Raw genomic sequence first — 23,618 nt, forward strand, 5'->3', positions numbered from 1 at the left:
ATAGATGCTTGAAAAAACATAAAGAAGATGTTTTCTCATGTGAATTATATTATATACGAAGTCTTCTTATAGATATAAAATGGAAAATGTAGTGCTTATCCTTCGTTCTATTCTTTTTACGTTCGCTTTTTATACAACAACTTTTATACAAATGATCCTTTACGCTCCCGTTTATTTTTTAATGCCCCGCAAAAAGGCATGGATTGTCCCTAAAACATGGGCGCGCGTTACACTCTTTTTGCAAAAATACATCGCAGGTACAAGTTATGAGATTGAAGGTTTAGAAAATCTTCCCAAAGGAGCCTATATCATTGCTCCAAAGCATCAATCGGCTTGGGAAACTTTCAGTCTTGTTCCCTATTTAGATGATCCCACTCTCATTTTAAAACGTGAATTGATGTGGATTCCATTGTTTGGCTGGTATATGGCAAAAACACAAATTATCCCCATTAACCGTACAACGCCCATCAAAGCCTTAAAAATGGTTATACAAAAAGCAAAAGAGAAAGTAAAACAAGGGCGCCAAATCTTAATTTTTCCCGAAGGAACACGCCGACAACCCGGTCAAGAACCAGATTATAAGTCAGGAATTGTCGCGCTCTATAATGAATTAGGGCTTCAAGTTGTGCCTATTGCACACAATGCGGGTTTATATTGGCCACGCAATAATTTTCGCCGCTATCCCGGAACAATTCGTGTCCGTATTCTTCCCCCGATAGAAGCTGGTTTAAGCAAACGTGATTTTCTAGATCAACTTGTCCAAAAAACTGAAAAAGCATGTGATGAACTGCTTCTCTTAGCAGCTCAAGATCCTACCCCTCCTCCTATGCCACCATACGCTGTTCAGAAACTTCAAAAACTAAATCATTCATCATGAAACAATGTATTGATTGATCAGAATAACGCATCACTTTGTATATTGAGCGGCGTATATGGAACAAAAATATAAGAAAGATACTTCAAACTTTCTAATTCAAAATTATAAAACACATGTACATTATAAGAAATGACCAATGTATGAATTTTTTTTGAGAAAGAATTCTTCCTCTCTTTAAAATCGTTTAAATAACATACATAATATTGATTTATAAGGATATTTTATCGTTATTCAACTTGAATGAGACCTCGAAATACCGTAAGATTCTCTCATTTCAAATCTATTCCATATTGAATCAATTAGAATCATTTGCTTGCACATTACAAGCAGGGATATCTGTGTGAATAAAACGATACAAGAAAAGATTAAATGCTTTTTACGACCCCTCTCAAGTGCCAAGGGCTGTCCTAACAGGAGGACAAGAAAAATGTATGATTATGCCGATTCGTTCCTTCCTAAGAAACATCAATCCCCCAAGAACCTGAAATCTTGTACAATCTTCATTATTTAAAAAGTATTTCTTAAGATACTGTAAGTCATCAAACCAAATTCAAGGGGAAAATAAAAATGAGTATTGGTTTTTATCTCCGAGACACAACGGATACAGCAATTAACCATCTTTCCTTCCTAACCTAGACTTAAAAGCTTTGTGTGCTACATTAAAACAATTCTAAATAACGAATAAGAAGGAACTCGATTTAAATTAATGCAACGTCTCTTCTATAATTTATTTTTTTCTGTGATTTTGAGTTTATTCAGCGCTGTTGCTCTAGCGCAGCCTTTTATTTCTGTTGATGTTACAACGGGGCATATCTTAAAACATAATCAAGCTTTTGAGCGTTGGTACCCTGCTTCCTTGACAAAATTAATGACCGCTTATGTTATTTTTCGTGCCATGAGCCGAGGGGAAATTTCACCAGACAAACATATCACCATCAGCGAATACGCCGCAAAAGCTCCCTCATATCGTTCAGGCTATAAAGCTGGTTCTGTACTCACACTTGATACAGCCTTAAGTATCACCATGGTTAAATCTACCAATGATTTAGCCATTGCCATGAGTGAAGCTGTTGCAGGTTCACAGAAAAATTTTGTACGTAAAATGAATAGCGAAGCTAAACGTTTAGGCATGTTTGGAACGCATTTTGCGAACGCAAGTGGTTTACCAGACCCTCAAAACTACTCCACAGCGCGCGATATTGCTCTTTTAGCCGTTCAAATACGTCGAGAATTTCCACAATATGCTCATTATTTTTCTATTCCAGCCATTGATTTTGGTAACAATCGAAAAGTCCAGCATAACTCAAACAACCTCATTGGCCGTTTTTATGGAATAGACGGTATGAAAACAGGCTTTATTTGTGCCTCGGGTTTTAATCTTGTTGCCTCAGCCACACGCAATAAACGTACAATTATTACTGTCATTCTAGGTGCTAACAACATAACTGAAAGAGAAGAAAAAGCTGCACAACTTCTTGAAACAGGATTTTTGCACCAAGGAAGACCCCAATTAACACTAGCAACATTAAAACCTTATGGGAGAAATATAACACAAGCCAACAATATGAGACAACAAACATGCACACCTGAAGCCATAAAAATGCATGCAAATTCATATGATGATCAAGGAAATATTATTCTCACCTCACCTTTTATCACTGCTCCACCTCCTTTTTCTCATCCTTTACCAGTACACCTCATTCGTACGCCAAAAACACCTAAAATAACAGTAAAGCCACTAAGAAAGCCCTATAGTTCGTATAAAAGACGCGCAAACCATTCTATAAAAAAGCCATAAATCATAATCTACGATTAATTATAATACTTTGATTTATAATGATAATTAATTATTTTGTATCTTATGTTAGAACCACAAATGTTGTAAGATTCTCTCATTTCAAATCTGTATTTGTTGAATCAATAAAAACCAGTCTCTTGCACATCACGAGGTAGATGAACATGTAGATAAAATAATTAAAACAAGGAATAAAAATTCCTCCTATAAATTCTTTCAAGAACCAAGAATTATCATAACATTGACGCTAAAAAAGTGTATGATATACCCTGCATACACCTACCTTTATAAGCGTAAAGATAGTGGTACAATGGATTTCATAGGGTGTTAACCATTATATCCCTCACGGACACCATTATAAATTGGTTAAACGTACTGAAATATGTTTTTTTAAAACAAAACCACGGTTGATGATTAACATGAAAATAAAGCGCATCCCTCTCACGCTTATTACTGGTTTTTTAGGCTCTGGCAAAACAACTTTGCTCAACCGTATGCTACAAGACCCTCTTTTAACAGAATGTGCTGTTATCATCAATGAATTCGGCGAAATCAGTATTGACCACCTTCTAGTTGAAAAAACGACAGAGGGAATTATTGAGCTTGCCAATGGCTGCTTATGCTGCAATTTACGCAGTGATCTCATCGACACATTAATTGATTTAATAAATCGCGTTCAGACAGGACAGATCAAACAACTCCATCATATTATCATTGAAACCACAGGGATGGCTGATCCCGCCCCTATTTTACAAATACTTTTAAGCCACCCGTTATTTATTCAAACATTGTCCATAAATGCTGTTCTTGCAACATTTGATACATTAAGCACACTTTCCATATGTGAGCGCTATCCTGAAATATATAAACAATTAATATTTGCTGATAAAATTATTCTCACCAAAACAGACCTTATGGCCCAACAAACACCTTCAGATACGCTTCTTAACACACTTAAAACGATTAATCCTACAGCACAAATCATTGACGCCCATTCTGAAGATTTTTGTTCAAATCTGTTAACAAATAACACATTATGGGATGAAAAAGTAGAAAATACAAAACTTAAACAAAATCTTACGACTACCCCACATGATCATACCCCCCATAAAACCATTCGTACCTTTTCACTCAACTGTGAGGGTCCTGTTGATTCCGCCACAATTGAAGCTTTTTTAGATCTCCTACAAGAGCGTTATGGTACAAAATTATTACGTATTAAAGCAATTATCGCATTGCGTGATGACCCTTATCGCCCACTTGTATTACATGGCGTACAAACATTTTTTCATCCTCCCATAAGATTGCCAGCATGGCCAAAAGGAATAAAACAAACACGTTTTGTCATCATTGCCGATGGTGTTGAAAAAGAAGCAATACAAAAGCTCCTCAATGCTTTCTTTAATAAACCAGCAATAGATACTGCAGACAAAACAGCTCTCTTAGAAAATCCTCTGATCATTCCAGGAATAAAATTTTAATTTTTTCTCACCCTCAATGATATAACATTAAATTCATTGGCACCACCATCTTTATGCTTTTAAAGGAGCAAACTGGCATCATCACACACTTTGCTAATCCCCAATGTCGAACAAGCTCTTGGCACTTTAGATGGTTCATAAAAAGCGTTTTAGTCTTTTCTTGCACAGCTTTACCCCCGCGGCTATCCCCGTTTGTAATGCGCAAGCAAATGGTTTTAATTGATTCAACATGGAGAAACTTTGAAACGGGAGAATCTTACGGTATCCAAGATACTAATTCAAGTTGAATAACGCTAAAAATATACTTATAAATCAATATGTTATAAATTTATAAAAAACTTTTATAAACATTCCTATTCAAGTTTATTCACATAATGGAATAAAAAATAAGAAAATACACATTTTTAACAATGCGTTCTAAACAATAATGCCTCCCATAAAATTATTCGTACCTTTTCACTGGACGACAAAATCACTATAGACTACCACAATTGAAACTTTTTAGCTCTCTTACAAAACCGCATGACGCAAAATGACTACGTATTAAAACACTCCAGCGCTAACATATTACCCTTATCTGTAAAATAGTCGCCTTCACACAAAATAGAACATCATTTTATCGCGAATTCACGCACTCGTTTAAAAACACCGTCTCTCAATACGCATCATTCCTATTTCAAAACGCTACCCATAAATAATATAATACAAAATTCTCCATCTTTACTCTATAAATATGCAAACTGGTAGCCTCATACTCTTGCCAGTTAAAAATGTTTTAGAAAACTTGGCACTTTAGAGTACTCATGAAAACTATCTGTGCTCTTTTCTTTAAGAGTTTTATTCACATGCTAATCCAATTTTATGGTGTGCAAAAAATGGTTTCGATTGATTCATTATAAACAGATTTTAAGATAAAAGGATCTTATGATATTGAGTCCCTCAATTCAAACTAAAAATAATAAACTGTCATTGTAAATCAAATTGTTATGATAAAAATTTTAATATCCATAAATCTGTAATCAGATTGTTTTCTCTCTAAATGCACTTCATCTGCGAACCACTTCATGCGATTCATTTCACAGACCGATTGGACAAATTCTTGGTTCTAAAATATTCTGCTCAACTCTATATTTACTCCAGCTAAGTGAAATCAAAATCCCTGTTAAGAAAAAAACAAAATCAGACAGAGGCAATATCGCATTTTAAAATGTGTGAATGTATCTTATATAATAGCACGACAAGATAATATTTTACAGCATGAAAGAATAAAACTCTTTGAAAGAAATAAAAAGAGAAGTACATTTTATATTAACTTACTCTTCACTAAAAATGAAGATTGACCGATGTGCAAACAATCCAACTTCTTTGAGAAAATTCCTCTTGGCTTCCCACTTCATCTGATTTACTTACATAAGACTCTATGAAAAAACTCTAGGCTTTAAAAGACTGACTACTCACTTAAACACCTTATGCGTAAAGTTTTTGCATATCCTGTATCGCCATTTATAAGTGATAGTGTCTACGGTCCATCAGGATACAATAACACTCACTGCAATAGAGAAACTGAAGTTTTATCAATATCGCGATTAAAAACGTAACGTTTTCCATAAACTTCAACAGTTGGAGGCTGACGATTTTTTTCAAAAAAATCATAACCTTTCTTAAGCATAACCCAGAATTGATAATGAGGATCATTGCTATGACGTAACATATTATCCTCGGTCATGCGGAAAGGAAAGGCCTGCAACTGAAACTCTCTTTGTCCTCCTTTAAAAGCATCCCGTGCAAACGCATAAATTTGAGCCATGTTCTTATCACTCATAGAATAACAACCTGCGGAAAAGCAAGAACCGTGCACCATAAGATTGCTTCCTGTACGACCATTTTCCTGATCATAAAGGTTAGGAAATCCTATATTAAAAGAAAGATAATATTTTGAATAAGGATTCATTTGGTTTGCGCTAATAGTATAAAAACCCTCTGGTGTCTGAAGATCCCCTTCTTTATATTTAGGTCCAAGCTTACCAGACCATTTGCAAATGCCATAGCGAGCAACCAAGATAAAAAGCCCTGAACGAGATTGCTTCCAAACTTCAGCAAGATTTTCTTCCTTGAAAAATCGCATTACAATTGGTGCATAAGGATCAATATCGTACAAAGCCATTCTGTTCTGGATTTCTTGTGGCAACGGCTGCTCAACTTTGGCACGAATAGAAGCTGGCAATCTTCCCCCACATGCCGCCAATATTCCCATTACAAACAACACACACACAGCGAGGAATCTGCTAAATGTCATCGAATAAAACTCCAATCCAACACCCCTCACAAAAAATAACCTATGTTAGAGATCGACCAATTTGAAGGTATTTTTCCCTTCGCTCTTGTTTAAGAGCTTCACCATCTTTTCCAGCCATAACTTTTAAAGCCTCTGAAATAACATCACCCGTTGCATCAATGACAATCTCTTTGCCACGATGCGCTCCCCCTAAAGGTTCCGAAATAATGCCATCAATAATCTTCAAGCGATACAAATCTTGAGCGGTAATACGCATATTCATTGCAGCATCTTTTGCACGAGCTGGATCACGCCATAAAATAGAAGCTGCTCCTTCTGGTGAAATAACAGAGTAAATTGCGTGCTCCAACATATAAACTTTGTTGGCAGCCGCGATTGCTATCGCCCCTCCAGAACCGCCTTCTCCAATAACAACGGAAACCACAGGAACTTTCAAACGCAAAGTTGCAGCTGTTGATTGAGCAATTGCTTCCGCTTGCCCACGTTCTTCAGCGCTTACCCCAGGATACGCACCTGCTGTATCAATAAAAGTGAGAAGTGGCAAACCAAAGCGGTCAGCCATTTCCATAATACGTACAGCTTTACGATAGCCTTCTGGACGTGCAGAACCAAAATTATAACGCAAACGTGTTTGCGTATCGTGACCTTTCTCTTGACCGATATAAGCAACTGCTTCTCCCCTAAAGCGTGCAAACCCAGCTTGAATAGCCTCATCTTCAGCAAACTTGCGATCTCCTGCCAAAGGCGTAACATCACTCAATAAGCGTTTAGAATAGTCCATAAAATGGGGACGATCAGGATGACGAGCGACTTGTGTTTTTTGCCACGGCGATAATTTTTTATAAATATCGCGCAACGCTGTTTGGGAACGCGTTTCAAGACGAGCAATCTCGTCACTCATATCAAGACTGCCTTTTTCCTGAGAAATTTTTTTTAATTCAAGAATTTTCCCATCAAGATCAGCAACTGGTTTTTCAAAATCAAGATAATTATACATTTGTACCAACTCATTCAGTGTCACTTATACACTTATAATTTGCTTTATAAAGTCTTTTTCAAAAACATCACCTTTTCTTTAACGAGCCTTTTGCTCATCGGCAAGTGGATGATGCTCATTAACTAAACGATAAAGTCCCTCTTCCAACACATGGGTATAAATCTGAGTGGTAGAAATATCAGAGTGACCTAACAAATGTTGAACGGCACGCAAATCAGCACCATTTTGCAAAAGATGGCTAGCAAAAGCATGGCGCAACACATGGGGAGAAAAGTGTTTACTTTCAATTCCTGCCCTTGTGGCGAGATTTTTCAACTCCCGTGCAACAACTTGACGCGCAATATACCCTGTTTCTGAATGCGCTGGAAAAAGATAAGAACTTGCGGCATCCTTTCCCTGATCACGCAAATTTAACCACTGCAAAAGAACTTGATATGCTTTTTTTGATAACAGCACCATTCGTTCTTTTTTGCCTTTACCACGAACCAAAATGCTGTATGCTTTCCCCCGAACAGCCTGCACAGGCAGACTCACCAATTCACTAATGCGTAATCCTGTTGCATAAAGCATTTCACTCAATAGCTGAAGACGCAATGCACGCAGATAATCCTTAGATCCATAATGAGCTTGATTAACTTCTAACTGTGCTAAATCAAGCAATTTTATCACTGCATCTTCACTCATGATTTTTGGCAAAGGACGCCCTTGGCGAGGTGCATCAATATCATGAGAGGGATCATCTGCTCTCAACCCTTCAGCATAAAGGAATTGATAAAACTGACGTAAAGTTGATAAACGGCGCGCTTGCGACGATGCCGCAAAACCAAAAGTATGCATAAGCGACAAAAGAGTAATTAAATCTTCTTTTTGTGCTGAAAAAAGCGAAACAGAGTGTGAAGACAATTCGTCTTGTGCCCACTGCAAATCATGCTGATAAGCCGCAAGCGTATGAGGTGAAGCCCCTCTCTCCGCGCTCATCATCTCAAGAAAATGATCTATCACAGCACCACTTTTCATTTCATTGATTCGCTTCCGTAGAAAGATTCCATGAATCCAAGGGGACATCAATGTACATATCCACAGTTACTGGTTCAACCCAAACCACAAGAGCACCCATTATAATGAAAAGAACAGAAAGCAAAATGAAAAGAATCATCAAAAATCTGGTCAATGTTGGCATAAGATAATAACCTACCAAAAATATTCTATCTCGTATTATGCCTCACAAAGATTAACAGGAATTGACTTTAAGATGGATAAATGCCGAAATAAAGTTATGAAAAGCAATCGACCAAAACGCGTCCCCATAACACAAATAAAGAATCAGCTCTTATCGTCCCTTGATAAAAGAGTACTTGTCCTTGTTGGTCTTATGGGGGCAGGAAAATCAGTGATCGGAAAACGCGTCGCCACCATGCTCCGTTTACCCTTTTATGATTCTGACCAAGAAATTGAAAAAGCTGCGCAAATGACAATCACTGAACTCTTTGAAATTTATGGTGAATCAGAATTTCGTGCTCTTGAACAGCGTGTTATTCTAAACCTCATAAAAAAAAGTCCTCTTGTTTTAGCAACAGGTGGTGGTGCCTACATAAATGAAAATATCCGAAAAGCCATTCACCAAAATGGTATATCCATATGGCTAAAAGTCGATCTTGATATCCTCATGCAACGTGTCTCAAAGCACCCAACACGCCCCCTGCTTCAAACAGCCAACCCTAAAGAAACCATGCAAAAGCTCATGGAACAGCGTTATCCTATCTATGCAAAGGCAAACTTAACAATTAACAGTCATAAAGAAAGCCGTCATACCGTAGCACAAAATGTTATACGATCTGTACAGCACTACCTATACACAGAAATTAACAATAGGGACAACCAGCATGCAAACAAAGACCGTCACTGTTAAACTGGACAAACACTGTTACGATATCATCATTGGTCCGAATCTGATTGCACAAGCTGCTTCACAGATTAAACATGCTCTTAACAAAAAAGATCCTCATCCAACGCGCTTGGCACTTGTTACAGATACAAATGTTGCTTCTCTTCATTTGGAAATATTACAAGCAGAGTTAATAAAAAATAAAATTCATACTGTCCCTATTATTGTAGAAGCAGGAGAACAATCAAAATCATTTTCAACCCTGCAAATTGTCATCGGTCAAATTCTTGCTGCGCGTTTAGAAAGAGGCGATTGTGTTATTGCTTTTGGTGGTGGTGTCATTGGCGATCTAGCAGGATTTGCGGCAAGTATAATCCGCCGTGGTATGAACTTTATTCAAATGCCCACAACGCTTCTTGCACAAATTGATTCCTCCGTTGGTGGAAAAACTGGAATCAATAGCCAATATGGTAAAAATCTTATTGGTACTTTTTATCAACCGCAATGCGTTATTGCTGACACATGTCTTCTTGATACCCTACCACCGCGCGAATTTCGTGCTGGTTACGCAGAAATGGTTAAATATGGACTCATTAACCAGCCTGATTTTTTTGAGTGGCTTGAAAAAAATGGGAAAGAAATTTTTTCCAATGGCCCAATACGAACAGAAGCTATTGTCCGCTCATGCCAATTTAAAGCTGCCATTGTAGCACGTGACGAACACGAAGCAGGAGAGCGCGCGCTCTTAAATCTCGGCCATACATTTGGACACATGCTTGAAACAGCAACCGCCTATGACTCAGACCGCTTAATCCATGGCGAAGCTGTAGCAATTGGAATGATTCTAGCGCATCAATTCTCTGCTCAACTAAATTTGATAAGTCCCACACTTACACAACGTATTGAAGCACACTTCAAATCTATAGGGTTGCCTACACAATTAAAGGATATCCCAGGGAAGTTACCAGATTCTGACACTTTAATGACTCTCATTGCCCAAGATAAAAAAGTTTCGCAAAACAATTTGACCTTCATCTTAACACGCGGACTTGGTCAATCATTTATTGCAAAAAATGTCTCTCCGGAAGCAGTTTTGACTTTTCTGGAACAAAAATTAGCAGAAATTCGTTAATTCATATTGAATATAATTGATTCGTTTTTATACTTCTATTAAAGGAATAAGTATGATGATGTCTGCGTAGCTCAGTAGGATAGAGCACAGGATTCCTAAAGAAATTGGGCGCTTTAAGGAGAAATCCTCAAAGTGGATCTGCTCAAATTCGGGGAAAGCTTCATGGGAGACTATATGCCAATCCCGAGCCAAGTCTCTCCTCAAATGAGAGAAAGGTGTAGAGACTGAACGGGCAGCACCTAAAGAGCTAAAAGCTTCAAGGTGAAGAGACAGTCCAGACCACAAACAGCCATGAAAAGCTGGCGGTGAAAATCGAAGTGGTATGAATCCTGGGGTCGCAGGTTCGAATCCTGCCGTAGACACCATTGTATCAATCAAATTATTCTTTGTGAACAATATAGGAATATAGGGAAGCATCATGAAAAAAACTTTACATTTTTTAGGATTTTTCACCGCTTTAAGTTTATCAATCTTCAGCTCAAACAATAGCTTAGCTGGTTCTTTTATCATTGAGGTACCAGACAACCCAGAGCCCAAAACAGAGACCATTACCTATCAGTGTGATACTGGAACAGGTAAAGAACGCGTTGAAGCGGTCTATCTCAATGCTGATAATATTTCGTTGGTTGATTTCAAATGGAAAGGAGAGCGCGTCGTTGCTGCAAATGTAGTCGCAGACACAGGGGAAAAATACGAAGGAAGCTGGTATATTTGGTGGAAAAAGAACAACGAAGTCACACTTTACGATCATCTTCGTGATCCAGAAAGAAAAACCCCCATCCACTGTAAAGATGAATCAACATTGTTGTTCTAAATAACGAAGGAATCATTATGAAAAAAACTCTTTTTAATTTACGGTTTTTAGCCGTTTTAAGTCTATCGCTTTTTAGCTCAACGAGTGCCTTTGCCGGCTCTTTAGTCATTGAGGTACCAGACGATTCAGAACCAAAAAAAGAAACCGCTGTCTATCAATGCAGCAATGAAACAAAAAAAGAACGTGTTGAAGCAACCTACTACACTACCAATGATATTGCATTAGTTGATCTCAAATGGAATGGAAAGCGCATCATCGCTTCCAATGTCGTTTCTGCTTCTGGAGCAAAATATGTAGGGGGTGAATATGTTTGGTGGACAAAAGGAAACGAGGCCTCATTCTACAATACCCTTACTGAAGACCACGCAACGTCCCTCACGTGTGTAGAAGAAAAAAGCACAGAATAAGGAAGGTTCTTACATTTCAAGAACCGCGCTGGCTCTCATCGCTTGATGTTCCTTCTGACGTGAGTAACTTTTCCTCCGTCTGGTTTAATAAAAGAGCCAGCGGTTTTTCTGACTGTTCTTCTGAATGATGTCGATAAGCTGCTGTATGTGAGAGCAACATAGAAGCTACCGGTGCTGTTAAAAACAAAAAAAACATCAGCAACACTTCATGAAAAACAAAATAATGGTCCACAAATATTGAATAGAGAAATGAAGAAATAAGAATGCTACCAACACCCCAACTCGTACACACTGAAAGCATATGCAAACGCTCATAAAAACTGGAAAAGCGCACCAAACCTATCGTTGCGATCAGTGTCAATCCAGACCCTAATATTAAGAAAACCGTGATAGCAATAGCCACCACAAGCGATACGTCATCTTTCATTCAATAACCTCCCCCCGCATAAGAAACTTCGCTAAAGCGATGCTTGAAACAGACCCCAACAACCCAATAATGAGGGCAGCAACAAAATAAATGGTTGTTCCTGAACGGATATCGAATGTAAGAAACAAAAGAACAGTGGTTATATAAAGAGCATCCAAACCAACAATTCTATCCTGTGCCCGTGGACCACGAATCAACCGAAACAATGCGAAGACCACCGCCAAACTTAAAAAAAACTGTGAAAAGAAAAGCCCCCAATAAAGGATCACCATACTCATAAGAAAATCTCCAAAAGTAATTGCTCATACCGTTGTTTTATCAATCGTTGATAATTATATCCTTTTTTTAAATTTAAGACATGGAGCAAAAGCTCACCCTTTTTACTATTATAGGCAACCCAAGCCGTTCCAGGAGTTGCCGAAAGGATGCACGCTAAAATAGCCAAAGCAGTGCGATTATGAAGCAGAAGAGGCACTACAATAAAGCCAGATCGCTGTTTTCGAGACCTTTTTGTTAAAACAAACCAAGCCACCGAGATATTTGAGGATATAGAATCTATCAAGACTCGAAAAATAAGACGAAAAACCGCACTCCAGTTTTTAATAGCAACCTTCTCCGGCTCAAGAAGCCGTATCATCCAACCACAAAACAAAGCGGTTATAATACCTAAAAACAATTGCCCTAAACTAAAACCATTTAAAATAAGCCACATAAGGACAATGACACCACTGAAAAAAGGAGAAGGACAAAAACGATTCATTTATTCATCTCCCTCTTTTCGAGAGAAAAATCCGTTAAAACGCTCCCAATATAATTCTGAGGTTCATACAAAGTCTTAGCAGTTTCAGACATATAATGACTAACAGGACCGGCTACAATTGTTATAAGAAAACACAAGGCAAGAAGAACAGCAATAGGCGCAAATTCTATCACCTGCACACGGGGAACGCGACCTTCAAGAGAAACCCAAAAAGTTCGAATCCCCGTTCGTGTCAGTGCAATCAAAGCTGCAAAACCTGAGAGGGTGACAAAAACCACAAAAAGCCAATCATGATAAACCGGAAGAGAGGCAAAAAAATCCTCTCTACTATGGTTTAAAACTGCCATGAACATCATAAGTTTAGCAACAAAACCAGAAAAAGGTGGCAATCCAATAATCAAAATGGCACAGATACCAAAACAAGCCCCAAGAATTGCCAAGGTTACAGGGAGATATGTGCCAACTTCATCTTCTTCCTCCTCTTCATCATCACCATAAACCTCCATTGTGACAGCCAGAACATTAGCAGCCACATCTTGACAGCGTTCAACCAACTCTACCAAAAGAAAAAAAGCTCCCAGTGCTAAAGTTGAAGAAACAATATAAAAAAGTGCACCTGCTGTCAGTGCTGCATTGCCAATCCCTATTGCTGCCAACAATGTACCAGAAGAGACAAGAACACTATAAGCTGCCAAACGCACCAAAACTTGGCTCGCCAATACCCCAATAAAACCAAAAATCAAAGTGGCAAGCCCACCATAAAACAAAACCGTATGACCAAAATGGTTAAAATATTCACTTTCAGGACCAAACCACAGCAGCGTTAAACGTAAAATAATATAAATACCCACCTTGCTCAAAAGTGCAAAAGAAGCTCCAACGGGCGCTACTGCCGCGCTGTAAGTTGGCACCAACCAAAAATTAAGCGGCCACATACCAGCCTTAAGCAAAAAAGCAATACCTAGAAGTGCAACACCTATTTCGAACAAAACAATATCTGTAGAAGATATATATTTTATTTTAACAGCCAAATCGGCCATATTAAGAGTACCAGCGACTCCATAAATGAGGGCCGTACCAACTAAAAAAAGTAATGAAGCAACAAGATTAACCACAACATAATGCAACCCTGCACGCACGCGTGTCTGACCAGAACCATGCAAAGCAAGCCCATAGGAAGCCGTTAACATAACTTCAAAAAATACAAATAAATTAAATAAATCACCGGTCAAAAAAGCGCCGTTTATTCCAACCATGAAAAATTGCATCAGTGACTGAAAATGAGAACCCGCTTTGTACCAATGAGCCCGCGCAAAAACCAGTACGCTAGTCACCAATAAGCTTGAAAGTAAAAGCATCATGGCGCTTAAACGATCAAGGACCAAAACAATTCCGAAGGGAGAGAGCCAATTGCCAAGCCGATAAACATCGCAAGCCGGCGCTATTTCAAGAGTACGTATAATCAGTAAAACAGCAATAACGACCGACAATCCCGCCGAAAAAAGACTAATCAATGATTTAAATTTCGAACGCCGTTCATCATAAAAAAGAAGAAGTGCTCCAGTGATTAACGGCAAAAGAATAGGCAAAATAAGGAGATGGTGCACTCCTACTTCCATCACTGCACCTCACGTCCATCAACGTGATCTGAACCCGTTAAACCGCGTGAAACCAAGAGAATAACTAAAAATAAAGCTGTCGTTGCAAAACCAATCACAATCGCAGTTAAAACCAAGGCTTGAGGAAGAGGATCGACATAATTAGCTGGATTAATAACAGTAGTAGGATCAACAATTGGAGCGGCATTACTACGCGGTCTACTCATTGAAAACATAAAAAGATTGACACCATAGGAAATCAAAGACAAACCAAGAATGACTTGAAAAGTGCGTGGACGTAAAATAAGCCAAATTCCTGATCCAACAAGAATACCAATACCTAAAGAAAGAACAATTTCCATTAATTTTCCTTCTCTTTCAAAACAGGTTTCTTACCGATTCGGTAACTCCGAATTGACTGGTGTGCAAGTGCAATTAAAATGAGAACAGTTGCTCCTAACACAAGAGAAAGCACACCAAAATCAAACAAAAAAGCAGATGCCATGGGAACTTTTCCAATTAACGGAAAATGAATATATCGAAAAAAGGATGTTAAAAAAGGATATCCAAAAAACCAAGAGCCCATCCCCGTTACGACTGACAACAATAAACCAAAGCCCATCCAACGCAAAGGTAAAACTCTCAAATGCGTTTCCACCCACCGAATATCGCGTGCAAGATATTGTAAAATAAATCCTATCGCCAAAGTAACACCACCGACAAATCCACCTCCTGGCAGATCATGCCCTCGCATAAATAAATAAATAGCAAAAGCGATAATAATCGGAAAGAGCCAACCCATAATAACAGCAGGAACAGCTAAATAATTCAACACTGTATCTCCCACATTTCGATTAGGCTGTGCCATATCAAAGGCTTTCTGGACACGTTGCTGAAAAGGTGCATCAATACTTTCAGGGGCAGGACGAAACCGCCGTAAAAGGGCAAAAACAGTGAGTGATACAACACCCAAAACGACAATTTCTCCCATAGTATCAAAACCACGGAAATCAACCAACAACACATTCACAACATTGCGACCACCAGCATCAGAGTAAGCCTTTGTGAGAAAAAAATCAGAAATCGTCGTACCTTGAGGACGTGTCATCACTGCAAAAGAGAGCCATGCTACACCAGCACCTCCCACAAGGGCTATGATGAAATCACGGATACGACGCAAGCGCACGAAAAAACGAACAGGCGTTGGAGTAGGATTATGCAAACGTTTAGGCAACCACCGTAAACCAAGCAATAATAAGACGACTGTAACAACCTCAACAACTAATTGTGTTATTGCTAAATCAGGAGCAGAAAGCCATAAAAAGGTTGCACAAGTCATCAAACCAGCTCCCCCCGACAACATGAGTGATGCAAGACGATGAAACTTTGCTTGCCAAGCAACTAAAAGTGCACATAATCCGCCAACTAACCAAAGAGCGAGAAAGGGAATATCAACTGGGAAAAGCGGTAACGCCCCCGCTGAAATGAAACCATCGCACCAAAGTAAAAGACCAACAAATGCAAAACACACCCAAAAAATCCAGTGCAACTGTATCTGCAAACGGCGTGTTGATAAAATAGATTCCACCGCACGTGCCCATTTCCAAGAAATAATCACGAGAATGCGTTCAAAAATACGCGGTCCATTTAAGTGACGAAAAAAAGGTGCTCCATCATCACAGGATAAAAAATAACGGTGCCCGACAGCGTAGAGCAATCCGCCTCCTAATAACGCAACAAAACTCATCACTAATGGAGTATTGAACCCATGCCAAACAGCTAAACTATAAGGGATTGTCATTGATCCTAAAACAGACACAACCGCGTTATCTAAAATAGGTCCTATTGTTAAATTAGGAAAAATACCAACTGCTAAACAAATAAACACCAAAAGCTCCATTGGTAAACGCATGAAATGCGGTGGTTCATGGGGAGTTTTGGGTAAATTGACAGGTTTTGGTCCCAAAAAAACGCCATGAATAAAGCGTATAGAATAGGTTACACTAAACAGACTAGCCAGCGTTGCTACATAAGGTGCAATCCAATCGAGCCATGATTCCATATGCGTTTCAACAGCTTCAGCAAAAAACATCTCTTTCGATAAAAAACCATTCAACAAAGGAACTCCAGCCATCGCTGCGCTTGCAACTAAAGCGAGAGTTGCTGTAATAGGCATAGAGCGATAAAGCCCTGACAATTTACGCATATCACGTGTTCCCGTCTCGTGATCAATAATACCAGCAGCCATAAATAAAGAAGCTTTAAAAGTAGCATGATTAGCCATATGGAAGATCGCTGCAACACAAGCAAGTGGACTACCAAGGCTTAAAAGCGTGGTAATCAATCCAAGATGACTAATAGTTGAATAAGCAAGCAGCCCTTTCAAGTCTTGCTGAAACATGGAAAAATAGGCACCAAGCAGCAATGTAGAGAGTCCTGAAAAGCCAACCAGCCAAAACCAAGATTCTGTCCCAGAAAGCACAGGCCATAAACGAACAAGCAAAAACAATCCCGCTTTTACCATGGTTGCTGAATGCAAATAAGCCGATACAGGGGTTGGAGCAGCCATCGCATTGGGCAGCCAAAAATGAAAGGGAAACTGCGCACTTTTTGTTAATCCCCCCAATAAAATACAAATAAGGACAGGACTATAAAGAGAACTTGACCGGATCATATCTCCAGACTGCAGCACTTTATCCAAATCAAAACTGCCAACAATATACCCGATCAATAAAACCCCAATAAAAAGTGCAAAACCGCCAAAACCTGTGATCGTTAGAGCCATACGCGCACCCTCACGCGCACTTGCATTATGATACCAATAGCCGATCAACAAAAAAGAAAAAATGCTGGTGAGTTCCCAAAAAATAACCAAAAAGACGAGATTACCTGATAAGACTATTCCCGTCATTGATCCCATAAAGGCCAAAAAAAAGGAAAAAAATCGCGGTACAGAATCTGCTGGATCCATGTAATAACGTGAATAAATGACAACAAGCAACCCAATTCCTGTAATGAGCAAGCAAAAAAGCCACGACAAACCATCTATACGGAGAATCAAATCGCTCCCCCATTCTGGAAGCCAAGAAATATCTAAACGCACTACGTGGTTTCCGCGAACTTCCGGATAAAGCATTATTGTAAAAATAAGACAGAAAAGTGCAACAATCCCAGCAAACCATGCTTCATTATTTTTTGCTGTCGAGCGAAAAAAGCCAATGATAGCACTTCCACCAAAGGGAAGCAAAACGAGCAATATCAACATTGCTTCCCGTGTTGTCATTCTTTCAACTCCATCCTGTCCTTAATATTTTGTCATCGACAAAACAAAAACTTATATCCTCACCCCCCATTCCACACTTAATGATAATAAGATTTAATAAAACTTAAAAGTATTTAAATTTTTCAAAAAAAACGCTTTCATGAAAATGCTGCGCACCACGCAAGTTTTCTCTTTATTGTAAGAACAATAACGCCCACGACAAGAAGCAATTAAAAATTTATTTAATAATTTCTATCCTTTAAAAAAGCGTGATAAACACTGTTTACGCCCCCCATGAAAAGGCTGAAAACTATTATCATTTTTATTATAAGAGCGATAACGCGCACGGCAAGATTCAATATGTTGTTTAAGCATCCATGGCTCTTTTTTTTCTAATTTTTCCGAAGAAGACGTTAAAAACACTTTTTTAGCATCTGGTACAGCTTTTAATGATGCGCTTTTTGTGCTTAAGTGCGGTGACGTAACAAATGCCACTTCAGGATACCACCAATTATCACTATATTTACGATAACCACGCCGATAATGACGATAACCTTTAAAACCATTAAGTTCTCTACGCCCCGTAAAAATCAAAGGCACCGAACTATCTTGGACAGAAGTCTGAGTAACCAGTTTGGCTTTAGCATCACTCCTATTTTGCCCCCAATTAACAAGAGTAGTTGTTATAATGAAAAAACTGCTAACCAATACAAAAGCTAAAGCATAATATAATTTTTTTTTCATACTCATAACGCAAAACTCAAAATAATAAACAACAGTAATTACAGAAAGCCTTTCTCTTTCTAGACAGAAACAGATTCTTTTCTTAAGACTCTTTTTTCTTGAGACATTCTGTTACTCTTTGTACTAAACGTTGATCTTGGTAATAAGATCCTTCAAAAAAGAATGAATAAATGATGATAAAAACCCCCTACTACCTTATAGACAAATCGAAACTCATCAAAAACATGCAAACAATTTCTCGTTTACGGGAAATGTCTGGAGCTAAAATTTTACTTGCTTTGAAATGTTTTGCTACATGGAGTGTTTTTGATTTAATGTCCGAGTTCATGGATGGAACCACATCATCATCCCTTTATGAACTGCGTTTAGGAAGAGAAAAATTTGGCAAAGAAACACATGCCTATTCGGTTGCTTGGGCCGATCATGAAATTGATGAAGCCTGTAGCTATGCAGACAAAATTATCTTTAACTCAATCCAACAGCTTCAACGTTTTTCTAACGCTAGCAAAACCATCCTACGGGGTTTGAGGTTAAATCCAGGAATCAGCGCATCCAATTTTGATCTTGCCAATCCCTCCCGCCCTTTTAGCCGCTTAGGCGAAACCAATCAAAGCGCTATAAAAGAAGTTCTACCCCTCATAAATGGCCTAATGATCCACAACAATTGCGAAAATGCTGATTTTAATCTTTTTAACCAAATGCTGAATCACATGGAAGAAAAATTTGCAGAACTTTTCGCTGCGGTTGACTGGATAAGCCTTGGTGGCGGAATCCATTTTACAGCTGAAAATTATCCTTTAGAATCTTTCGCAAAACGTTTAAAACAATTTTCTAAAACCCATGGTGTTACTCTTTTTCTAGAACCAGGAGAAGCTGCTATCACCAAAAGCACCACATTAGAAGTCAGTGTTCTTGACACATTGTATAACGAAAAGAATCTTGCCATCGTTGACAGCTCAATTGAAGCACATATGCTTGATCTTCTCATTTATCGTGAAAATGCCAAATTAGAACCCAATCAAGGACCACACGAAATTATGATTTGTGGAAAATCTTGTCTTGCCGGCGATATTTTTGGAACATTTCAATTTCAAAAACCTCTTAAAATAGGCGATCGGCTGTCTTTTCAGGATGCAGCAGGTTATACAATGGTCAAGAAAAACTGGTTTAATGGCGTTACAATGCCTGCTATTGTTCTCAAAGAGTGCGATGGTACATTAACACTTCAACGCCAATTCAGCTATAACGACTATCAGGAAAGTCTTTCATAAAGATCAACCATAAAAACGTCATACAACAGTATTAAAAAGGAGATGAACCTACAATGAAAAAAAATGTTCTCATTATTGGTGCTGGAGGTGTTGCACAAGTTGTTGCACACAAATGTGCTCAAAACAACGATATTCTTGGTGAAATTCATATTGCTTCACGAACACTCAAAAAATGTGAAGCCATCATTGCTTCTATTAAAGAAAAAAACACAATGAAAGAACAGGGTGTTCTCAAAAGCCATTCGCTCAATGCCATGAATGTAGAAGAAACTATAAAGCTCATCCAAAAGACCAAATGCGAAATTGTCATTAATGTTGGTTCTGCCTTTCTTAATATGTCTGTTCTTTCAGCTTGTATTGAAACCAAATGCGCTTATATCGATACAGCGATCCATGAAGACCCCTTGAAAATTTGTGAAACACCTCCTTGGTATGGCAATTATGAATGGCCTCGGCGTCAAGAATGTGAAAAAGCTGGTATAACCGCTATTTTAGGAGCAGGTTTTGACCCAGGTGTAGTGAATGCCTATGCAGCATTAGCGCGCGATAATTATTTTGATAAAATCACAGATATTGATATTATTGATATTAATGCCGGAAATCATGGGCGTTGGTTTGCTACAAATTTTGATCCAGAAATTAACTTCCGTGAATTTACAGGACAAGTATGGTCATGGCAAAATAAAAAATGGACTTCCAATAAAATGTTTGAAATCAGCCATGAATGGGATCTCCCCATTGTTGGAAAACAAAAAGCCTATATGACAGGGCATGATGAAATTCATTCATTATCGAAAAATCTCGATGTGGAGAATGTCCGTTTCTGGATGGGATTTAGTGAACGTTATATCACTGTTTTTACGGTTCTAAAAAACCTCGGACTCTTATCCGAACAACCGATTAAAACGGCGGAAGGTCAAGAAGTCGTGCCCTTGAAAGTCGTGAAAGCCGTCTTACCCGACCCTTCCTCTCTCGCCCCAGACTACACAGGAAAAACCTGTATCGGAGATCTTATTAAAGGCGAAAAAGATGGACACCTGCGAGAAATTTTTATCTATAATATAGCCGATCACAAACAAGCTTTTCATGAAACTGGAGCACAAGGCATTTCCTATACCGCTGGCGTACCAGCTGCTGCTACAGCCCTTCTCATTGCTACAGGCGAATGGGATGTTAAGACTATGGTCAATGTAGAGGAATTACCACCCCGCCCTTTCCTTAAATATCTTGATCGTATGGGGCTTCCCACTTTTATAAGAGAACAACAAGAGGATAAAAAATTAGAATTTTAAATTTATACCTATAGAAAGCATATGCTTGATTTTTTAAGTTATCAGAAAACTGCCCAATGAAAACAAACTTAATATTCTCATGTAATTATGGTTTTCAAAAAAATTTTAGTTATTCGTTATATTTTGGCAACATTACGATTTCTTAACAACCTTAAAGAAGAAACATATCATCTTTCTAAGACATAACAAGCAATGATCAAGAAAAACAGAGAAGCAAAAACTAATTTAATCACACTGTATAACTTGTCATTATCATCAAAAAGATAGTGTGATAAAGAAAAGATATAAAAATACCGCTCTTTTAAAAAAGAGTGGTATTTTGTAGAATATTCAATCCCTCCCCTCTTCATCTTAAATGACAAATATCCTTAACCCACACCAATCATTAAACAATTCAATTTCTTTGAGCGAATTCCTCTTGGCTTCTCTCTTCATATGATTCATTATCATATATAACACATTGATTTATAACAATAAATATCACTTTCAACTTGATTCATAACGCTGAATATTATAAGATTCTCTTATCACAAACTCCCTCACATTGAATCAATTAATATCTTTTTCCTGCACATCACAAACAAAGCGAGCGTGTGAGTAAAAATTTCTCTTATAAAAACTCTCAAATAATAAAGAGCTTTAGTAATATTGAGAACTGAAAAAGTGCATTATAATGTCAGCGTATACTTTTACTAAACATAAAGATGATGATGCACAAATAGGTCTTATAACAATTTGAATGAATTTTATATATTTCAAGAGGAACTTTACAGCTATACCATTCACGAGCACCATCGTGAAATAGGTTTGCGCATTTTGAGAGATGTGTTCTTAAAACAAAGCACGCAAATAGGCTCAGAACCCTATCCTAAATATTTTATAATAGTATAAAAACCACCCCATATGTAAAACTTTACATAAACCAAACAAACACCACCGCTCTAAACAATAATACACAACAGGATAATCAATAAAAACTACACAACTGAATTTTAAAACAATAATTATAGAAAAGCATACAACAAACGGAATATTTCAATACAATTGGTTGTATTCCTTTTTAAAGTTTTAAAATGTTGTTGTATGCTTCACAAATATTTTCTGCCTCCTATGACTTTTAAAATGTACTTTTTAAAAGCTTTTTAAATATGAAGTGGTTTAGCAAATGTTGCCAAAGCTGCCTCACGCACGGCTTCTGATAAGGTAGGATGTGCATGGCAACAACGCCCCAGATCTTCTGATGAACCACCAAATTCCATTAAAACTGCAATTTCATGGATCATTTCACCAGCACCAAATCCAAGAATATGCCCCCCTAATACCCGATCTGTTTTTTTATCAGAAAGGATTTTAACGAACCCATCACTCTTTTGCATTGCACGAGCACGACCATTAGCCATAAAAGGAAATTTGCCAACATTATATTCAATACCAGCAGTTTTTAGCTCTTCTTCTGTCCTTCCTACACTAGCAATTTCCGGCTGTGTATAAACAACACTAGGAATAACATCAAAATTAACATGCCCTTTTTGACCTGCCAAAATTTCTGCCACAGCAACGCCTTCTTCCTCTGCTTTATGCGCTAACATTGGCCCTTTTACGACATCACCAATCGCATAAATTCCTGGAACATTCGTCTGCCAATGGGCATCAATTGCAATAAATCCGCGTTCATCTAACTGAACACCAGCCTCCCCTAAGCCAAGCCCCTCCGTATACGGAGAACGTCCAGTAGCAATAAGCACAACATCAGCCTCTAAAGTTTCAGCTGCACCACCTTTGACGGCTTCAAAAGTCACCTGAGCAGTTGAGCCAGATTGTGTAACAGCTGTCACCTTTGTTCCCGTCTTATATTCTATCCCCTGTTTTTCCATTAATTTCTGAAATTGCCGTGAAACTTCACCATCCATTGAGCCCAAAATTTTATTAAGATACTCAATAATGGTAACTTTAGCACCTAAACGGCTCCAAACTGATCCAAGTTCTGAACCAATAACACCAGCACCCACTACAATCATATGCTCTGGTACTTTTTCAAGTGAAAGGGCTCCCGTAGAAGAAACAATAGTCTTTTCATCAATTTCAACATTCACACCTGGAATGCCTGAACTCTCTGAGCCCGTAGCAATAATAATATTTTTTGTTTCAATTGTTTGTTTATTACCATCTCTGGCAACAACTTCCACATGACCCGCACTCAAAATTTTAGCTGTCCCCAAAAAAGTATCAACTTTATTTTTTTTCATCAAAAAAGAAACGCCACTTGTATTGGCTGTCACCACAGCTTTCTTATGAACCATCATTTGTTCAAGATTAAGCTTAGATTTGCCAATAGAAATACCAAGTGTTTCAAAACCATGCTGGGTTTCAGAAAACACTTCTGAAGCATGCAACAACGCTTTAGAAGGAATACAACCAACGTTGAGACATGTTCCTCCTAATGTTGTACGCTTTTCAATAATCGCTACTTTAAGTCCTAGTTGTGCAGCCTTTATTGCTGCTACATAACCACCTGGACCCGCTCCGATCACAGCCACATCATAAGACATCCGTTTCTCCTTTCATCCTGAAAACTGTATT

At 38.2% G+C, this 23,618-nt stretch carries 20 protein-coding genes; 9 read left to right on the forward strand and 11 right to left on the reverse strand.

Going from position 1 to position 23,618, the window contains the following annotated elements; all coding sequences use genetic code 11:
- Nucleotides 1-79: 79 nt before the first annotated feature.
- The 3 genes from ACFIJ7_RS00320 to ACFIJ7_RS00330 all read left to right on the forward strand — a co-directional run bounded on the left by ACFIJ7_RS00320 (nucleotide 80) and on the right by ACFIJ7_RS00330 (nucleotide 4,153).
- Nucleotides 80-877, forward strand: coding sequence for a 1-acyl-sn-glycerol-3-phosphate acyltransferase (locus ACFIJ7_RS00320; RefSeq protein WP_015857082.1), 798 nt, complete (start codon nucleotides 80-82; stop codon nucleotides 875-877).
- Between the two features lie 706 nt (nucleotides 878-1,583).
- Nucleotides 1,584-2,675 carry a D-alanyl-D-alanine carboxypeptidase family protein gene (locus ACFIJ7_RS00325; RefSeq protein ID WP_375635330.1) on the forward strand — a complete coding sequence of 364 codons (1,092 nt, stop codon included), beginning with the start codon at nucleotides 1,584-1,586 and terminating at the stop codon, nucleotides 2,673-2,675.
- A 416-nt stretch (nucleotides 2,676-3,091) separates the two neighbouring features.
- A complete protein-coding gene (locus ACFIJ7_RS00330; RefSeq protein WP_375644334.1) occupies nucleotides 3,092-4,153 on the forward strand; it encodes a CobW family GTP-binding protein in 1,062 nt (353 codons plus the stop codon).
- A gap of 1,546 nt (nucleotides 4,154-5,699) precedes the next feature.
- Here the strand turns inward: ACFIJ7_RS00330 and ACFIJ7_RS00335 are convergent.
- The 3 genes from ACFIJ7_RS00335 to ACFIJ7_RS00345 form a co-directional block, all read right to left on the reverse strand.
- Nucleotides 5,700-6,449, reverse strand: a complete 750-nt coding sequence (locus ACFIJ7_RS00335; protein ID WP_375635332.1) for a L,D-transpeptidase family protein — start codon at nucleotides 6,447-6,449, stop codon at nucleotides 5,700-5,702.
- 40 nt (nucleotides 6,450-6,489) lie between these two features.
- Nucleotides 6,490-7,446: an acetyl-CoA carboxylase carboxyltransferase subunit alpha gene (locus ACFIJ7_RS00340; protein WP_375644415.1), complete on the reverse strand. Its 957-nt coding sequence runs from the start codon at nucleotides 7,444-7,446 to the stop codon at nucleotides 6,490-6,492.
- A gap of 78 nt (nucleotides 7,447-7,524) precedes the next feature.
- Nucleotides 7,525-8,463 carry a site-specific tyrosine recombinase XerD gene (locus tag ACFIJ7_RS00345; RefSeq protein WP_375644416.1) on the reverse strand — a complete coding sequence of 313 codons (939 nt, stop codon included), beginning with the start codon at nucleotides 8,461-8,463 and terminating at the stop codon, nucleotides 7,525-7,527.
- A gap of 259 nt (nucleotides 8,464-8,722) precedes the next feature.
- Here ACFIJ7_RS00345 and ACFIJ7_RS00350 point away from each other — a divergent pair, with 259 nt between their 5' ends.
- The 4 genes from ACFIJ7_RS00350 (at nucleotide 8,723) to ACFIJ7_RS00365 (ending at nucleotide 11,684) form a co-directional block, all read left to right on the forward strand.
- Nucleotides 8,723-9,355, forward strand: coding sequence for a shikimate kinase (locus tag ACFIJ7_RS00350; RefSeq protein WP_375644417.1), 633 nt, complete (start codon nucleotides 8,723-8,725; stop codon nucleotides 9,353-9,355).
- Nucleotides 9,330-10,463, forward strand: a complete 1,134-nt coding sequence (aroB, locus tag ACFIJ7_RS00355) for a 3-dehydroquinate synthase (RefSeq protein ID WP_375644335.1) — start codon at nucleotides 9,330-9,332, stop codon at nucleotides 10,461-10,463. The genes ACFIJ7_RS00350 and aroB overlap by 26 nt, the downstream gene beginning before the upstream one ends.
- 418 nt (nucleotides 10,464-10,881) lie before the next feature.
- Entirely contained in the window at nucleotides 10,882-11,277 is a 396-nt protein-coding gene (locus ACFIJ7_RS00360; protein WP_375635334.1) for an MliC family protein, read from the forward strand.
- A 17-nt stretch (nucleotides 11,278-11,294) separates the two neighbouring features.
- The gene (locus ACFIJ7_RS00365; protein WP_015857091.1) at nucleotides 11,295-11,684 is read left to right on the forward strand and encodes an MliC family protein; all 390 of its coding nucleotides are present in this window, start codon (nucleotides 11,295-11,297) and stop codon (nucleotides 11,682-11,684) included.
- Between the two features lie 16 nt (nucleotides 11,685-11,700).
- Here ACFIJ7_RS00365 and mnhG read toward each other — a convergent pair whose 3' ends face one another.
- The 7 genes from mnhG to ACFIJ7_RS00400 all read right to left on the reverse strand — a co-directional run bounded on the left by mnhG (nucleotide 11,701) and on the right by ACFIJ7_RS00400 (nucleotide 18,481).
- The gene (gene mnhG / locus ACFIJ7_RS00370; RefSeq protein WP_375644336.1) at nucleotides 11,701-12,111 is read right to left on the reverse strand and encodes a monovalent cation/H(+) antiporter subunit G; all 411 of its coding nucleotides are present in this window, start codon (nucleotides 12,109-12,111) and stop codon (nucleotides 11,701-11,703) included.
- The gene (locus ACFIJ7_RS00375; RefSeq protein WP_375635337.1) at nucleotides 12,108-12,389 is read right to left on the reverse strand and encodes a K+/H+ antiporter subunit F; all 282 of its coding nucleotides are present in this window, start codon (nucleotides 12,387-12,389) and stop codon (nucleotides 12,108-12,110) included. Before ACFIJ7_RS00375 ends, mnhG begins: the two co-directional genes overlap by 4 nt.
- Complete coding sequence (locus ACFIJ7_RS00380) at nucleotides 12,386-12,871, reverse strand: Na+/H+ antiporter subunit E (RefSeq protein WP_375644337.1); 486 nt, start codon at nucleotides 12,869-12,871, stop codon at nucleotides 12,386-12,388. Before ACFIJ7_RS00380 ends, ACFIJ7_RS00375 begins: the two co-directional genes overlap by 4 nt.
- Nucleotides 12,868-14,490, reverse strand: a complete 1,623-nt coding sequence (locus ACFIJ7_RS00385; protein ID WP_375644338.1) for a monovalent cation/H+ antiporter subunit D — start codon at nucleotides 14,488-14,490, stop codon at nucleotides 12,868-12,870. The genes ACFIJ7_RS00380 and ACFIJ7_RS00385 overlap by 4 nt, the downstream gene beginning before the upstream one ends.
- The gene (locus ACFIJ7_RS00390; protein ID WP_015857096.1) at nucleotides 14,490-14,831 is read right to left on the reverse strand and encodes a Na+/H+ antiporter subunit C; all 342 of its coding nucleotides are present in this window, start codon (nucleotides 14,829-14,831) and stop codon (nucleotides 14,490-14,492) included. Before ACFIJ7_RS00390 ends, ACFIJ7_RS00385 begins: the two co-directional genes overlap by 1 nt.
- Nucleotides 14,831-17,752, reverse strand: a complete 2,922-nt coding sequence (locus ACFIJ7_RS00395) for a monovalent cation/H+ antiporter subunit A (RefSeq protein WP_375635340.1) — start codon at nucleotides 17,750-17,752, stop codon at nucleotides 14,831-14,833. The genes ACFIJ7_RS00390 and ACFIJ7_RS00395 overlap by 1 nt, the downstream gene beginning before the upstream one ends.
- A gap of 231 nt (nucleotides 17,753-17,983) precedes the next feature.
- Entirely contained in the window at nucleotides 17,984-18,481 is a 498-nt protein-coding gene (locus tag ACFIJ7_RS00400) for a BA14K family protein (protein WP_375644339.1), read from the reverse strand.
- A 167-nt stretch (nucleotides 18,482-18,648) separates the two neighbouring features.
- Between ACFIJ7_RS00400 and ACFIJ7_RS00405 the strand changes: the two genes are divergently transcribed.
- Both ACFIJ7_RS00405 and ACFIJ7_RS00410 read left to right on the forward strand, forming a co-directional pair.
- The gene (locus ACFIJ7_RS00405) at nucleotides 18,649-19,746 is read left to right on the forward strand and encodes a carboxynorspermidine decarboxylase (RefSeq protein WP_375644418.1); all 1,098 of its coding nucleotides are present in this window, start codon (nucleotides 18,649-18,651) and stop codon (nucleotides 19,744-19,746) included.
- Between the two features lie 53 nt (nucleotides 19,747-19,799).
- Nucleotides 19,800-21,038: a saccharopine dehydrogenase NADP-binding domain-containing protein gene (locus ACFIJ7_RS00410; protein WP_375644340.1), complete on the forward strand. Its 1,239-nt coding sequence runs from the start codon at nucleotides 19,800-19,802 to the stop codon at nucleotides 21,036-21,038.
- Nucleotides 21,039-22,180: 1,142 nt separating this feature from the next.
- Here the strand turns inward: ACFIJ7_RS00410 and lpdA are convergent.
- Nucleotides 22,181-23,587: a dihydrolipoyl dehydrogenase gene (lpdA, locus tag ACFIJ7_RS00415; protein WP_015857101.1), complete on the reverse strand. Its 1,407-nt coding sequence runs from the start codon at nucleotides 23,585-23,587 to the stop codon at nucleotides 22,181-22,183.
- Between the last annotated feature and the right edge of the window lie 31 nt (nucleotides 23,588-23,618).

Origin of the sequence: Bartonella sp. MR100HLJHH, assembly GCF_042194215.1 — a bacterium.
Taxonomy (GTDB): domain Bacteria; phylum Pseudomonadota; class Alphaproteobacteria; order Rhizobiales; family Rhizobiaceae; genus Bartonella; species Bartonella grahamii.

Bases quoted from the DNA above. Each gene is read 5' to 3' on its own strand.
- ACFIJ7_RS00320 (WP_015857082.1), top strand. From the start codon at position 80: ATGGAAAATGTAGTGCTTATCCTTCGTTCTATTCTTTTTACGTTCGCT.
- ACFIJ7_RS00325 (WP_375635330.1), top strand. From the start codon at position 1,584: ATGCAACGTCTCTTCTATAATTTATTTTTTTCTGTGATTTTGAGTTTA.
- ACFIJ7_RS00330 (WP_375644334.1), top strand. From the start codon at position 3,092: ATGAAAATAAAGCGCATCCCTCTCACGCTTATTACTGGTTTTTTAGGC.
- ACFIJ7_RS00335 (WP_375635332.1), bottom strand. From the start codon at position 6,449: ATGACATTTAGCAGATTCCTCGCTGTGTGTGTGTTGTTTGTAATGGGA.
- ACFIJ7_RS00340 (WP_375644415.1), bottom strand. From the start codon at position 7,446: ATGTATAATTATCTTGATTTTGAAAAACCAGTTGCTGATCTTGATGGG.
- ACFIJ7_RS00345 (WP_375644416.1), bottom strand. From the start codon at position 8,463: ATGAAAAGTGGTGCTGTGATAGATCATTTTCTTGAGATGATGAGCGCG.
- ACFIJ7_RS00350 (WP_375644417.1), top strand. From the start codon at position 8,723: ATGAAAAGCAATCGACCAAAACGCGTCCCCATAACACAAATAAAGAAT.
- aroB (WP_375644335.1), top strand. From the start codon at position 9,330: ATGCAAACAAAGACCGTCACTGTTAAACTGGACAAACACTGTTACGAT.
- ACFIJ7_RS00360 (WP_375635334.1), top strand. From the start codon at position 10,882: ATGAAAAAAACTTTACATTTTTTAGGATTTTTCACCGCTTTAAGTTTA.
- ACFIJ7_RS00365 (WP_015857091.1), top strand. From the start codon at position 11,295: ATGAAAAAAACTCTTTTTAATTTACGGTTTTTAGCCGTTTTAAGTCTA.
- mnhG (WP_375644336.1), bottom strand. From the start codon at position 12,111: ATGAAAGATGACGTATCGCTTGTGGTGGCTATTGCTATCACGGTTTTC.
- ACFIJ7_RS00375 (WP_375635337.1), bottom strand. From the start codon at position 12,389: ATGAGTATGGTGATCCTTTATTGGGGGCTTTTCTTTTCACAGTTTTTT.
- ACFIJ7_RS00380 (WP_375644337.1), bottom strand. From the start codon at position 12,871: ATGAATCGTTTTTGTCCTTCTCCTTTTTTCAGTGGTGTCATTGTCCTT.
- ACFIJ7_RS00385 (WP_375644338.1), bottom strand. From the start codon at position 14,490: ATGGAAGTAGGAGTGCACCATCTCCTTATTTTGCCTATTCTTTTGCCG.
- ACFIJ7_RS00390 (WP_015857096.1), bottom strand. From the start codon at position 14,831: ATGGAAATTGTTCTTTCTTTAGGTATTGGTATTCTTGTTGGATCAGGA.
- ACFIJ7_RS00395 (WP_375635340.1), bottom strand. From the start codon at position 17,752: ATGACAACACGGGAAGCAATGTTGATATTGCTCGTTTTGCTTCCCTTT.
- ACFIJ7_RS00400 (WP_375644339.1), bottom strand. From the start codon at position 18,481: ATGAGTATGAAAAAAAAATTATATTATGCTTTAGCTTTTGTATTGGTT.
- ACFIJ7_RS00405 (WP_375644418.1), top strand. From the start codon at position 18,649: ATGATAAAAACCCCCTACTACCTTATAGACAAATCGAAACTCATCAAA.
- ACFIJ7_RS00410 (WP_375644340.1), top strand. From the start codon at position 19,800: ATGAAAAAAAATGTTCTCATTATTGGTGCTGGAGGTGTTGCACAAGTT.
- lpdA (WP_015857101.1), bottom strand. From the start codon at position 23,587: ATGTCTTATGATGTGGCTGTGATCGGAGCGGGTCCAGGTGGTTATGTA.